General features: G+C 37.4%; 12 protein-coding genes. 1 reads left to right on the top strand and 11 read right to left on the bottom strand.

The genetic code is table 11. From position 1 onward, the window contains the following. Window positions 1-82 precede the first annotated feature (82 nt). The 10 genes from eno to lepA all read right to left on the bottom strand — a co-directional run bounded on the left by eno (window position 83) and on the right by lepA (window position 11884). Complete coding sequence (eno, locus tag V6255_RS14305; RefSeq protein WP_341628770.1) at window positions 83-1381, bottom strand: phosphopyruvate hydratase; 1299 nt, start codon at window positions 1379-1381, stop codon at window positions 83-85. Between the two features lie 123 nt (window positions 1382-1504). Further along, entirely contained in the window at window positions 1505-3142 is a 1638-nt protein-coding gene (locus V6255_RS14300) for a CTP synthase (protein WP_341628769.1), read from the bottom strand. A 261-nt stretch (window positions 3143-3403) separates the two neighbouring features. Continuing rightward, entirely contained in the window at window positions 3404-4219 is an 816-nt protein-coding gene (mazG, locus tag V6255_RS14295; protein WP_341628768.1) for a nucleoside triphosphate pyrophosphohydrolase, read from the bottom strand. 122 nt (window positions 4220-4341) lie between these two features. Further along, window positions 4342-5568, bottom strand: a complete 1227-nt coding sequence (locus tag V6255_RS14290) for a cysteine desulfurase (protein ID WP_341628767.1) — start codon at window positions 5566-5568, stop codon at window positions 4342-4344. Between the two features lie 182 nt (window positions 5569-5750). Further along, window positions 5751-6491, bottom strand: a complete 741-nt coding sequence (gene pdxJ / locus V6255_RS14285) for a pyridoxine 5'-phosphate synthase (RefSeq protein ID WP_025562909.1) — start codon at window positions 6489-6491, stop codon at window positions 5751-5753. A 76-nt stretch (window positions 6492-6567) separates the two neighbouring features. Then, window positions 6568-7269, bottom strand: coding sequence for a DNA repair protein RecO (gene recO, locus V6255_RS14280; RefSeq protein ID WP_025562910.1), 702 nt, complete (start codon window positions 7267-7269; stop codon window positions 6568-6570). An 86-nt stretch (window positions 7270-7355) separates the two neighbouring features. Beyond that, window positions 7356-8258: a GTPase Era gene (gene era, locus V6255_RS14275; RefSeq protein ID WP_341628766.1), complete on the bottom strand. Its 903-nt coding sequence runs from the start codon at window positions 8256-8258 to the stop codon at window positions 7356-7358. Window positions 8259-8328: 70 nt separating this feature from the next. After that, a complete protein-coding gene (gene rnc, locus V6255_RS14270) occupies window positions 8329-9015 on the bottom strand; it encodes a ribonuclease III (protein WP_341628765.1) in 687 nt (228 codons plus the stop codon). After that, the gene (gene lepB, locus V6255_RS14265) at window positions 9012-9932 is read right to left on the bottom strand and encodes a signal peptidase I (RefSeq protein ID WP_341628764.1); all 921 of its coding nucleotides are present in this window, start codon (window positions 9930-9932) and stop codon (window positions 9012-9014) included. Before lepB ends, rnc begins: the two co-directional genes overlap by 4 nt. A gap of 155 nt (window positions 9933-10087) precedes the next feature. Next, entirely contained in the window at window positions 10088-11884 is a 1797-nt protein-coding gene (gene lepA / locus V6255_RS14260) for a translation elongation factor 4 (RefSeq protein ID WP_341628763.1), read from the bottom strand. A gap of 585 nt (window positions 11885-12469) precedes the next feature. On the opposite strand from lepA, the gene V6255_RS14255 reads away from it, so the two are divergent. Further along, entirely contained in the window at window positions 12470-12931 is a 462-nt protein-coding gene (locus V6255_RS14255) for an RNA-binding protein (RefSeq protein WP_341628762.1), read from the top strand. A gap of 443 nt (window positions 12932-13374) precedes the next feature. Here the strand turns inward: V6255_RS14255 and V6255_RS14250 are convergent, their stop codons facing one another. After that, the gene (locus V6255_RS14250; RefSeq protein WP_341628761.1) at window positions 13375-14253 is read right to left on the bottom strand and encodes a LysR substrate-binding domain-containing protein; all 879 of its coding nucleotides are present in this window, start codon (window positions 14251-14253) and stop codon (window positions 13375-13377) included. Window positions 14254-14398: the final 145 nt, after the last annotated feature.

Raw genomic sequence — 14398 nt, 5'->3', positions numbered from 1 at the left:
ATAGGCAAAAAAAATCCCCACCGAAGTGAGGATTTATAAATCAAAGTAGAATATTAATCTTAACCTAAGTTAAATACTAATATTACTGACCTTTAACTTCTTTAAGACCATTGTAAGGTGCAGCAGCGCCTAAAGCTTCTTCGATACGTAGAAGTTGGTTGTACTTAGCAACACGGTCAGAACGGCTCAATGAACCTGTTTTGATTTGGCCGGCAGCAGTACCAACAGCTAGGTCAGCAATTGTTGAATCTTCAGTTTCACCTGAACGGTGAGAGATAACAACAGTGAAACCAGCGTCTTTAGCCATTTTGATTGCAGCTAAAGTTTCAGTTAAAGAACCGATTTGGTTAAACTTGATTAAGATTGAGTTAGCAATACCGTTGTCGATACCACGCTTAAGAATCTTAGTGTTTGTTACGAATAGATCGTCACCAACTAATTGGATTTTATCACCCATTAGTTTAGTTTGGTGTGCAAAACCATCCCAGTCAGACTCGTCAAGACCATCTTCAATAGAAACGATTGGGTATTTTTTAGTCAAATCTTGTAGGAAGAAGTTGAATTCTTCTGAAGTGAATTTTTTACCTTCACCTTTAAGGTCGTAGATGTTTGCTTCTTTGTCGTAGAACTCAGATGCAGCACAATCCATCGCTAATGTGATGTCTTTACCTAGTACGTAACCAGCATTTGCAACTGCTTTTTCGATTGCAGCAAGTGCAGCTTCGTTAGACTCAAGGTTAGGAGCAAAACCACCTTCATCACCAACAGCAGTTGAGTGACCGTCAGCTTTAAGTACTTTAGCTAGGCTATGGAATACTTCAGCACCCATACGTAGGCCTTCACGGAAGTTAGGCGCGCCAACTGGTTGGATCATGAATTCTTGGATATCTACAGAGTTATCTGCATGCTCGCCACCATTGATGATGTTCATCATTGGAAGAGGCATAGAGTAAACACCAGAAGTACCGTTTAAGTCAGCAATGTGAGCGTATAGAGGTACTTTCTTAGAGATTGCAGCAGCTTTAGCAGCAGCTAGTGAAACAGCTAGGATAGCGTTTGCACCAAACTTAGCTTTGTTTTCAGTTCCGTCTAGGTCGATCATGATTTGGTCAAGCTCAGCTTGTGCTAATGCATCTTTACCAGCTAGTGCTTCAGCGATTGGACCGTTTACAGCTGCAACAGCTTTAAGAACGCCTTTACCTAAGTAACGAGCTTTGTCGCCGTCACGTAGTTCAAGAGCTTCACGAGAACCAGTAGATGCACCAGAAGGTGCAGCAGCCATACCGATAGAACCGTCTGCAAGATGAACTTCAGCTTCTACAGTTGGGTTACCACGTGAATCCATGATTTCACGACCAAGTACTTTAACTATGTTTGACATGATTATTCCTTTGTTTTAATAAAAATAAAATTTTAAAAATTCTTTGTAACGAGTTGTTAATAACTTCAACAACGTTTTATTGTGCAATTTTTTAACAAAATAACGTGACCTGGTCAACAAAAACTATGAAAAACGACCTTGTTGATGATCTATCGCAGCTTTTATAAACCCTTTAAATAATGGGTGACCATCACGTGGTGTTGATGTGAACTCCGGATGGAATTGCGCAGCAACAAACCAAGGGTGATTTGGATTTTCAATTATTTCTACTAATTTTTTGTCTTCTGACAAACCAGTAATTTTCAAACCTGCTTTTTTAATCGCCGGTAATAAATTGTTATTAACTTCATAACGATGACGATGACGTTCAAAAATTTCTTTACTACCGTACATTTCTAATACTTTAGATTTGTCCGCTAAATGACATTTTTGAGAGCCAACGCGCATCGTACCACCAAGATCAGAGTCTTCAGTACGTTGTTCAACTTCACCTGATTTATCGATCCATTCAGTGATTAAACCAACCACGGGGTATTTTGTTTCAGCATTAAATTCTGTTGAATGGGCATTTTCAAGAGCAGCAACATTTCGTGCAAATTCAATAAGCGCTACTTGCATACCTAAACAAATACCTAAGTAAGGAATTTTGTTTTCTCGTGCATATTGCGCCGCTAAAATTTTACCTTCTACACCACGTTCACCAAATCCACCTGGAATTAGGATTGCATCAATGCCTTCTAATACACCTAGGCCTTTGATTTCAACGTCTTGTGAATCAATGTATTTAATTTTAACTGTCGCAGCATTTTTTAAGCCGCCATGTTTTAATGCTTCGTTCACTGATTTGTAAGCATCAGGTAACTCAGTGTATTTACCCACCATACCAATAATAACTTCACTGGTTGTATTAGCTTCTTCAGAAACTACTTTTTCCCATTCACTTAAATCTGCTTCAGGACAATCTAAACCAAAACGTTCAACACAGATTTGATCTAAACCTTGTTGTTTTAACAATGCTGGAATTTTGTAGATTGAATCTACGTCACGCAATGAGATAACTGATTTTTCTTGCACGTTACAAAACAATGCGATTTTTGCACGTTCATTTGCAGGGAAGCTTACTTCACTACGGCAAATAAGAATGTCAGGCTGAATACCTAAACTACGCAACTCTTTAACTGAGTGTTGTGTTGGTTTAGTTTTAATTTCGCCAGCTGTTTTCAAGTAAGGCAATAGAGTCAAATGCATGAACATTGCATTTTCTTGACCTACTTTTAAACCTAATTGGCGAATAGCTTCAATGAAAGGTTGTGATTCAATATCACCAACCGTTCCACCTAGCTCAACGATTGCCACATCATGACCTTCGCCACCAGCGATCACGCGAGCTTGAATTTCATTTGTGATGTGTGGAATAACCTGAATAGTTGCGCCAAGGTAATCACCACGACGCTCTTTAGCTAGTACATCAGAGTAGATTCGACCTGTAGTAAAGTTATTACGTTTAGTCATTTTGGTACGAATAAAGCGTTCGTAATGGCCTAAATCAAGATCTGTTTCTGCGCCGTCGTCAGTTACAAATACTTCACCATGCTGAATTGGGCTCATAGTACCCGGGTCAACATTAATATAAGGGTCAAGTTTCAGAATCGTTACGTCTAAACCACGCGCTTCTAAAATTGCCGCTAGAGAACCTGCAGCAATACCTTTACCAAGTGATGAAACCACACCACCCGTTACGAATATATATTTTGTTGTCATAATAACCCTGAGCCATTAAGAATGAGAAAAAACAATCCTCATTTCACTGCCAAATAAAAACATCACACAGCAAAAAAACTCAACTTATAAATAAGTAAAGTTAGGGTCTTGAAGTGTGACCGTTTTATCAAAATGGAGAAAATTGAGCATTTAGATGGGACAATAGTATAACAAGGTGCGCTATTTTCGACAAACTAAAAAGCACTTTATTACTAATAAAGTGCTTTGATGATGATTGTTAGACGTTAGATGAGGTCTAGTTTAAGACGGGATTTTCTTTATCTGATTCCAAATTGAATCTAACTCATTCAATGTGCAATCTCCCATCTCTTTACCCAAAGATTTAACATGTTGTTCTACAAGCTTAAATCTTGATGAAAACTTTTGGTTTGCTTGATTCAGTACTTGTTCTGGATTCGCTTTTAAGTGACGAACGAGATTAACGTTAGCAAATAATAAATCACCTAATTCATCAACAATTCTTTCTTTTTGTTGCGCTTCAGTTAAGTCAGTTCTTTTGACTTCGACTAAGACTTCATCAATCTCTTCATGAATCTTAGCAATAACAGGTTCTAATTCAGCCCAGTCGAAACCAACACTAGCGGCACGTTTTTGAATTTTATAAGCACGTGTTAATGAAGGTAAAGCAAGTGGAATGTTATCTAAAATACTTTCTTTTGTGTTTAAAGACTTGGCTTTTTTAAGGCGCTCTTTTTCTTTCTCCGCTTCCCAATTCGCATTAATTTCTGCATCAGTTGTAAACTCTGAAGTAGAAAACACGTGAGGATGTCGACGGATCAACTTTTCGTTTAACACTTCTAGAATGTCATCAAACTCAAATAAACCTTGCTCCTTTGCTAACTGAGCATAAAAGACAACTTGGAATAATAAGTCCCCTAACTCCCCTTTTAAGTCATCGAAGTCTTTGTTAGCAATAGCATCCGCCACTTCATAAGCTTCTTCAATAGTATGGGGCACCACGCTATCAAAGGTTTGCTTAAGATCCCATGGACACCCTGTTTCAGGAGTACGTAGTTGCTGCATGATTGATAATAGTTGCGTTAAGTTTGCTGACATAATAGTTCCTAAATAAATACTTAGAAGAAAAACGGACTTAATTAATCGCTTAATTTAAACCTTACTTAATAGTCTAATCGATACTTAGCTTTGGTTTGTTAAAAGTTTAGTTGAGAGTCTACTTAATCACCTAAAATCTCAACAACCTTTTGTAATGCATCAACAAATACTTTGGCTTCGTCCAATGTGTTATAAACAGAAAAAGACACTCTTACCGTACCGCTACAATTTAATACTGACATTAATGGCATCGCACAATGCGTTCCACTTCTAACAGCAATACCCTGTGCATTTAATAACATGGCAATATCGGTGCTATGTTCGCCTTTAACAATAAAGCTAATCGCACCTGACTTTGTTACATCTTTGGCAAATAGGTTTATTTCAGACATCTCGCTTAGAGCATTTTCAGTATATTCAATTAAGCTTTGTTCATGATTTTGACAACATTCAGTGTCTAGAGCATTTACAAAATCAATGGCTGCACCCAAACCAATTGCACCTGCAATGTTAGGCGTACCTGCTTCAAATTTGAAAGGTAGTTGGTTGTAGGTGGCTTCTTCAAAGGTGACAGTTTGAATCATTTCACCGCCGCCTTGCCATGGAGGAAGTTGATTTAATAAATCCAGTTTTCCATACAATACGCCAATACCTGTTGGACCAAATAATTTATGCCCAGAGAAGAGATAAAAATCACAATCAAGTTGTTGGACGTCAACATCAATATGCGCAACAGCTTGTGCCCCATCTATAATCACTTTAGCGCCTTGTTGATGTGCTAATTCAATCACTTCTTTAATGGGATTAATAACACCAAGTGCATTGGAAACATGCGCAATAGAAACAATTTTAGTGTTTGAAGTGAGTAAAGATTGAAAGGCAGTTAAATCTAAACAATGCTGTTCTGTTAAAGGAATGACCTTAAGGACTGCACCTGTTTTTTTAGCAAGCATTTGCCAAGGGACGATATTGGCATGATGTTCCAAGGCACTAATAATAATTTCATCGCCAGCCTGTAACTGATCTGCAAATACATTAGCTAATAGATTAATGCCTTCGGTTGTGCCTTTTGTCCAAATGATTTCTTCTGAACGTTGTGCATTAATAAATGTTTGTACTTTGACTCGGCTTTGTTCAAATAATGACGTTGCTTGGTTACTTAACGCGTGGCTAGCTCGATGCACATTAGCATTACTGGTTTGGTAATAATGACAGATAGCATCAATGACTGATTGTGGCTTTTGCGTAGTGGCGGCGTTATCGAGATAAACAAGCTGATGCTCATTTACTTGCTGATCTAAAATAGGAAATTGGGTTCGTAACTGCTCAATATAAAGATCTGAACTCACGTGACACCTCTACAACGGGGAATGAAACAATAAATATATGATTATTAATATAAGTAGACTGTAAGTCAGCTTAAGTACAAAAGTAGAATAATAAGCATTAATCATTCAGTTTGATTAATGCTTATTAATAGTCAAATAGTGACTTATAAATACTAACTTATAGCTTACTTATACGTTATTGCCTATAAACTATGATTACGACCTTCAATCATCAAACGCTTCATTTCACTTACTGCAACAGAGAAACCATCTATTAATGCACGAGCAACAATGGCATGACCAATATTAAGCTCGATAATCTCAGGTAAAGCAGCAATAGGTTTAACATTGTGATAATTCAAACCATGACCGGCATTAACTTTAATACCCGCTTTATGACCATAGGTTGCCGCTTTAGCAACACGTGCTAGCTCAGCTTCTTGGATATCGTCATTTTTAGCATCTGCATATTGACCTGTATGTAATTCAACATACGCCGCTTTCATTTTAACGGCAGCATCAATTTGTGCCGCTTCAGGGTCAATAAACAAACTCACTTGAATGTTCGCCGCATTTAAACGACTTACTGCATTAGCGATTTTATCGTAATTACCCACTACATCTAAACCACCTTCGGTGGTGAGTTCTTCACGTTTTTCAGGCACTAAACAAACAAATGTTGGTTTAGTTTTTAACGCTATTTCAACCATTTCGTCAGTCACTGCCATTTCAAGATTCATACGAGTCTGTAATGTTTGTGCTAACACGGCAACGTCACGATCATGGATATGACGACGATCTTCACGGAGATGAATAGTAATACCATCAGCACCAGAGGTTTCTGCTACTGCGGCTAAATGTGCTGGTTCTGGGTAACATGTACCACGTGCATTACGAAGTGTTGCAACATGGTCGATATTTACACCTAATAAAATTTTGCTCATGTTATTTCCTTTATGCTGTTGCTATTAATTCTTTACTTTGGTCTGATTTTTAACGCGTTGAAATGACCCAAACTTTTTATTTAGCGGCGAAAAGTGCACGACTATGTAAGGGTTTATCACCTAACAAATTGGCTAATGCTTGACGGCAAAAACGTTTTGCCATTTTTAAGGTTGCTTCACTATCTAGTTCGCGTTGCGATAGATTAATTATATCTTGCCCATCATAAACCTGTTCTGGTTTACAAATAGCTTGTTTAGCAAAGAAACCAAGTTGCTGTTGATATTGATATTGAAAACCTGATTCGATAATATCATCACTGTAAACATCATGATCGAAGTTAATACCATAACCTAATGTTTCTAATAATGTTAATTCAAATAAGCGTAGTGCTTTTTGTGGGTCGTCATCACGGGCAATACTAATAAGAGTACGTTGATAACATTCAAAAAGACCATCGCAGGCCGTCTCAGCTTGCAATAAACGATATAGCAGCTCGTTAACGTACATCGCAATATATAAACGTTGCCCATGTAGAGGTACAACTTGAGTTTGCGCCTCTAGAGACTTAACCGTTTTTAAACTACCACGGCCAAAATAACTGGCGAGCAATAACGTGAATGGCTGAGCCATGCCACGTTTCATGCGAGTACTACTACGACCGCCTTTAAAAATAAGGCTTACTTTACCGACGTCTTGGCAAAACAGGTCAACAAGTTGACTAGTTTCACCGTAAGGACGACGGTGAAGTATAAAAGCATTGTGGCACTCAATAGACATTAAATAGCCTCTATAAGCGGAAAATAACCATTATGGAAGGTCAAAACTTGCCAGTAAATGGCTAAGCTAAGACCTATTAACGTCTATTAACCGTTATAATCATCGCCATAACCCAATGAACGTAATGCACGATCGTCATCAGCCCAACCAGATTTAACTTTAACCCAAATTTCTAGGAATACTTTAGAGTCAAATAACTCTTCCATATCGATTCGTGCTTGCATACCTATCGCTTTCAGCTTTTCGCCTTTATTACCGATAACCATACGTTTTTGACCATCACGCTCTACTAAGATCAGGGCATTAATATGCAAAACGCCATTGGCTTTTTGTTTAAATTGTTCAATTTCAACGGTGACTGAATACGGTAATTCATCACCTAAAAAACGCATTAACTTTTCACGTACAATTTCAGACGCCATGAAACGTGAAGAACGATCTGTAATGTAATCTTCTGGGAAATAAAACTCAGATTCAGGTAAAACGCCTTTAGCCCATTCACGAATTTTTTCAACGTTATCACCCGATTTAGCTGACATCGGCAAAATATGTGCAAAGTTATAAAGCTTACCGATCTTCTGTAAATGCGGTAATAATAATTCTTTATCTTCGACGTTATCAATCTTATTAACGGCTAAAATAACAGGGCATTTTAGGTATTCAAACTTTCTCAATACCATTTCATCATCAGCAGTCCAATGTGTCCCTTCAACTACAAACACAATCATTTCTACATCATTGATTGAGCTTGATGCGGCACGATTCATTAAACGGTTAATGGCACGTTTTTCTTCAATATGTAATCCAGGTGTATCAACAAAGATGGTTTGATAATCACCATCAGTATCGATCCCAAGAATACGGTGACGCGTTGTTTGTGCTTTACGTGAAGTAATACTTACTTTTTGACCAAGCAATGCATTAATAAGCGTTGATTTCCCTACATTAGGACGCCCGACGATTGCGACTAAGCCACATTTTTGTGTCATTATTTAGCTCCTAAATAGATGAAAGTTAAAGTTAATAATACAGGTAAATAAATAGCATTAAGAAGTAACATTATTTGTCACCTAACAATGCGGTTAACATAGTTTGTGCAGCAACTTGCTCAGCTTTACGGCGACTTGTACCCTTGCCTTGTACTTGTTGCATACCTTCAATTTCACAGCTCATAGTGAATTGTTGATTGTGAGCTTCACCTTTAACATCAAGCACTTCATAAAGTGGTAAAGGCTGTTTACGAGATTGTAAATGCTCTTGTAAACGTGTCTTAGGATCTTTTTGGCCAATACCTGGTTGAATGGTATTAAGACGGCTTTCAAACCAACTTAATACTAATTTATTCACCACATCGATATTAGAATCTAAGAAAACAGCACCAATAATAGCTTCAACGCCATCAGCGATAATTGAATCACGACGGAAGCCACCACTCTTTAATTCGCCTGGCCCTAAGATCAAGCAATCACTCAATACAAATTCACGCCCTACTTCTGATAACATTTTTCCACAAACTAAGGTCGCACGCATACGGCTTAAATCGCCTTCATCAACTTTAGGAAAGCGTTTATATAAATCAGTTGAGATAGCAAAACTTAAAATTGAATCGCCTAAAAACTCTAAACGTTCATTATGTAAACCAAGTGCACTTCGGTGTGTTAAAGCTTGCTTTAATAATGAAAAATCTGAAAATTCGTAACCGATACGTTTCTCTAAACGTTTTAATTCTTCTTCTTTCATCTTCATTTGATGCTACCTATACGTTCAAAACGTACATTACTTGGAACCCAATTAGGTAAAAAGTCGCTCGTATCACGGTCAAATTCAAAACTAATCCATTTAGCAACGGCTTTACCGACTAGATTACGCTCAGGCACAAATCCCCAGAAACGACTATCGCGACTATTATCACGGTTATCACCCATTACAAAATAGTTCCCCTCAGGTACAACCCACTCATAGGTTGCCGTTAATGGTTCTTTTTGTTGGTAATAAGCTTGTGTTTGTTCTCTGCGCAAAGGATTAATCAATAGTTGATGCTCAACATCGCCTAAGACTTCAGAGTAAACTTTTACGGTGTTGCTTTCATGTTTGAAATCTTGATCGCCGATGAACGAGGTATCTAATTTCTTGTAATCACCACAGCTTGCGTCACCACATGCAGGTACGATATATAATTCTTTATCTTTATAAACTATCTTATCGCCCGGTAAACCAACAACACGCTTGATGAAGTCTACACGTTGATCTTCAGGGTATTTAAATACCGCAACATCACCGCGTTCAGGGTGACCAGTTGGGATTAATGTTGTTTGCCAAACCGGCTCTTTAATACCGTATGAGAATTTTTCAACTAAAATGAAATCACCAACGAGCAGCGTTGGCATCATTGAACCCGATGGAATTTGAAACGGTTCATAAATAAAAGAACGCAAGATAAAGACGGTTGCGATAACTGGAAATAAACTACGTGCATTTTCAATAATTGGATTTTCAGGAACCATTTTTGCTAGTGTTTTATCGTCTAACTCAATCTCAGATTGAGCTTGTAAATCGGCATAAGCCTGCTTACGTTTTTTAGCCCATTTAATTTTATCGAAAACCCAAACTAGACCGGTTACTAAGGTCAAAATTACTAATATCAATGCAAATGAATTTGCCATTTTTTTTCCTATCCACTTATAAATCATATTAATTAATGGATTTTAACTAATATGACTCGTTTAAAATACAAAATGCGCGGGTTAGACACCAGCGCATTAACATTTTTTAATTACTATTTTCTATCATCAAACTCAAAAGAATTAGTAATCAAACACTACTTATCTTTACCGATATGTAACACCGCTAAGAAAGCCTCTTGAGGAACATCAACGTTACCAACAGACTTCATTCGCTTCTTACCTTCTTTCTGTTTCTTCAACAGTTTTTTCTTACGGCTGATATCACCACCGTAACATTTTGCCAATACGTTTTTAGTTAATTGCTTAACCGTTGAACGGGCAATAATTTTACTACCAATCGCAGCTTGTATTGCAATATTAAACATTTGACGAGGAATCAATTCTTTCATTTTCTCTACTAATTCACGCCCGTAACCTTCTGCATTATCACGATGTGTAATCAATGCTAATGCATCAACACGATCACCATTGATCATGACATCAACACGCACCATTTCAGCTAATTGGAAACGAATGAAGTTATATTCCAATGACGCATAACCACGGCTCGTTGATTTTAAACGGTCAAAGAAGTCCATGACTACTTCACCCATTGGGATCTCGTAAGTTAATGCGACTTGGTTACCGTGATAAGCCATTTTAGTTTGTACACCACGTTTGTTAATACATAAAGTGATTACGTTACCTAAATAAGCTTGAGGTACTAAAATATTACACTCAGCAATTGGCTCGCGGATCTCTTTAATATCATTTGTTGCTGGTAATTTAGCAGGGCTATCTACGTATTCAATTTCGTTGTTATTTTTTTCAACTTCATAAATTACGGTCGGTGCTGTTGTAATCAAATCAATATCGTATTCACGCTCTAAACGCTCTTGAATGATTTCCATGTGTAGTAAACCTAAGAAACCACAACGGAAACCAAACCCTAGTGCCGACGAGTTCTCTGGTTCATACAATAATGACGCATCATTAATACTTAATTTACCCAGCGCATCACGGAAGTTTTCATAATCGTCAGAGCTTACTGGGAATAAACCAGCGTAAACCTGTGGTTGAACACGTTTAAAACCAGGTAATGCTTTTGGTGATGGGTTATCAGCAAGTGTTAACGTATCCCCTACTGGTGCGCCTAAAATATCTTTAATACCAGAAATAACATAACCAACTTCACCGGCTTTTAAAATACCTGTTTCTTTCTGTTTTGGCGTAAAGTACCCCACTTTAGTCACTAAATGAACTTGACCTGTGGTCATTACTTTCATTCTATCGCCGACTTTAATTTGACCGTGCTTGATACGTACCAATGAAACAACACCTTGATAGTTATCAAACCATGAGTCGATAATTAATGCCTGCAGAGGACCATCTAGATCCCCTTCTGGCGGCGGGATCATACGTACGATTTCTTCTAATACTAAATCAATACCTAAACCAGTTTTAGCAGAGCAACGCACTGCGTCTGTAGCATCGATACCCACAATGTCTTCAATTTCTTCAGCAACACGATCAGGTTCTGCTGCCGGTAAATCGATCTTATTTAAGATTGGGACAACTTCTAAGTCCATTTCTAATGCGGTATAACAGTTTGCTAGTGTTTGCGCTTCTACGCCTTGACCGGCATCAACTACTAATAAAGCACCTTCACAAGCCGCTAAAGAACGTGATACTTCATAAGAGAAATCTACGTGTCCTGGTGTGTCGATAAAGTTTAATTGGTAAGTTTCACCGTCTTTCGCTTTATAATCTAACGTGACACTTTGCGCTTTGATGGTAATCCCACGCTCGCGTTCGATATCCATAGAATCAGTTACTTGCGCGGCCATTTCACGCTCAGTTAAACCACCACAAGTGCTGATTAAACGATCTGACAATGTTGATTTACCATGGTCGATATGGGCAATAATTGAAAAGTTACGAATATTTTTCATGAATACTTTTAATACCTTATTAGTGACTACATATTGCATTGCGATACAGGTTGATCATTTTTAATTACCACTTTATCGCAGCTAACTTAAACGCAATTTACTGTACGCTTTTAGTAACTTTAATGCTTACTTTTGATGTCTAGTTTTAACACGCCTAATTTACGCATCTTAATTGCCGTGCATTCTAGCGAATTTCTGTTTTAATCTCCATCTTTAAACACCTATCGTCGTAATGCTTTAGCAGTTAACTGCTTGTTATATTTTTTGTCAGAATAAAAAGTAAACATTTATCTTCAAAAAGATATTGAGAACAAAAAATCAGCACTAAATGGTCACATTTCCCTCACAAACAGCGAGGCTTTCCTCACATTTTTAACTTTTCTTCAACAAGATCAAAGATGATCAAGCAATCTATTAACGCTAATTAGTTTTTTTGACATACAATAGAGCTTGCTTTTCATGGATTGATAATGGCAGGGATTATGCCACCATTCTCAAAAAAGCATTATGAGCTATTTTCGGGATATCGAATCTACGCTTACGTTTCTAGTTCTTTTCTTTTATTATTTTTGAGGTTATTAAATTATGAAGTCAAACACTCCAGTGTTGCTTTCTGTTGCAGTTGCCGTTATTGGTGCAGCTGCCATCACCCTACTTTCAATCAGCCTAAATGGCGCGATGTTATTCGCCGCTGGTGCAGTGATAGTTGGTTTTCTTATTCAATTTGCAAATACAAGCAAAACGACTACAACAGCAACAGCGCCTGAAGCTGATTTTGCAACGACAACACTATATGTTGGTAACTTACCTTACCGCGCAAACGAAATGGCTATTCGCACATTATTTGCAGAACACGGTAAAGTTATTTCAGTACGTTTAATGAAAGACAAACACACAGGTAAACGCCGTGGTTTTGGTTTTGTTGAAATGCCAGAAAGCGATGCAGCAAATGCAATTGAAGCATTAAATGAGCAAGAGTTCCAAGAACGTTCATTAAAAGTACGTGAAGCAAACGAACGTACTCCACGTGAAGATTCTGTTGAATAAACTTTTCAGCTAGCATAAAAAAGCCCGAGGCAATTTATTGTTCTCGGGCTTTTTTTGTTTTAGGGCTGTTAATACCAACCTCAGTAATTATTGTTCGTATTTTAATTATCTATTAAAACGAATTATCTATAAGTGTATTATTTATAAGTGTATTATTTATAAGTCTATTATTTATAAGTGTAAGACTCACCTTTATCAAACAACATTTAGTCACCCTCTCTGTTCTACTCAGGTCTCTTTGTTTATGCCATTTTATGCTCAGTCATGGGTTTGATGTCAGGAAGTTATACTTATTACATTAAATATGTAATCTAAATTTTTGCGCTGGAAAAACAGTTCAATTCAAGGTGTAAATTGAGCCTTTCGAAGATTAACTTCGTTAATCATCTATCGGATAATTAACCAAAAGATGTTAATTAGTGTGATTGGTATTATCCCATTAATTATCTAGTGTGCTCTAGAAGCCAAGCGACTAATATGGGTAATGACAAATTGTTAGATGTTTTTGAACTTGCTAAATAATAACCTTTACCTGATTTTACCTGTAATGAATGCGGCATCACTAGTGCACCAGATTCCACATCTAACGAAGCTAACACAAGATCACCAATGCTAATACCAAACCCTTGCTTGGCAGCACTCACAGCAACATCCAAAGTCGCAAAGTGTTGATTATGCTTTGAAACTAATGAAGCACTATTGGCATGAGTTAACCATAAAGACCAATCACTTTGCTGTGGTGTGGAATGCAACCATGGCATATTTTTCATTTCATTTATGCTCAGCTGAGTTGTTCCTTCAGGCAATAAGGAAGATGCACATACGGGCGTTAATATTTCCTCGAACAATAAATCGCTAGTTAAGCTTTTATCTTTTATCTCAGTGCAATAACAAATAGCCGCATCGAAGGATTCTGACGAGAAATTAATATCATGTTTAATGGAAGAGGTCAGCTCTACTTTTATCTCGGGATAGGCTTGTTGAAAAGCCATCACCTTTGGCAGTAACCAAGTGGTAATACAGCTAGGTGCTTTTAATTTAATGATAGGTTTTATAGCTGAAACTTGTTCAACAGCGCTTTTCATTTGTTGAAGTACTTGTTTTATTAACGGTAAAAAGCACAGGCCTTTCTCGGTTAAGCTTAACCCTCTCGCATGTCGATGAAATAAAGTGATATCAAGCTTTTTTTCTAAAGAGATAATTTGTCGACTAACCGCACCTTGGGTCACATTCAATATTTGCGCTGCTAGTGTGAATTTTAGTTGCTCCGCAGTCACAATGAAGGCCTGCATCTCTTTAGTGGAAGGTAAACGATTATTCATTATTATCTCGTACTGACTGATGCAAATAGAACGAACATGTAACCGATTATGCTTCTTTCACATAACTAGCTATGATTTTTATTCATAGCTAGTATACCTATTTTTCGTTTCATCTTTCAATGAAGATTTGCTTTAATCAAGCCAA

The sequence above is a fragment of the Psychromonas arctica genome, assembly GCF_038155225.1.
GTDB lineage: Bacteria > Pseudomonadota > Gammaproteobacteria > Enterobacterales > Psychromonadaceae > Psychromonas > Psychromonas arctica_B.
Note: the sequence above shows the minus strand (reverse complement) of the source record. Positions and strands in the feature narration are given on the sequence as shown.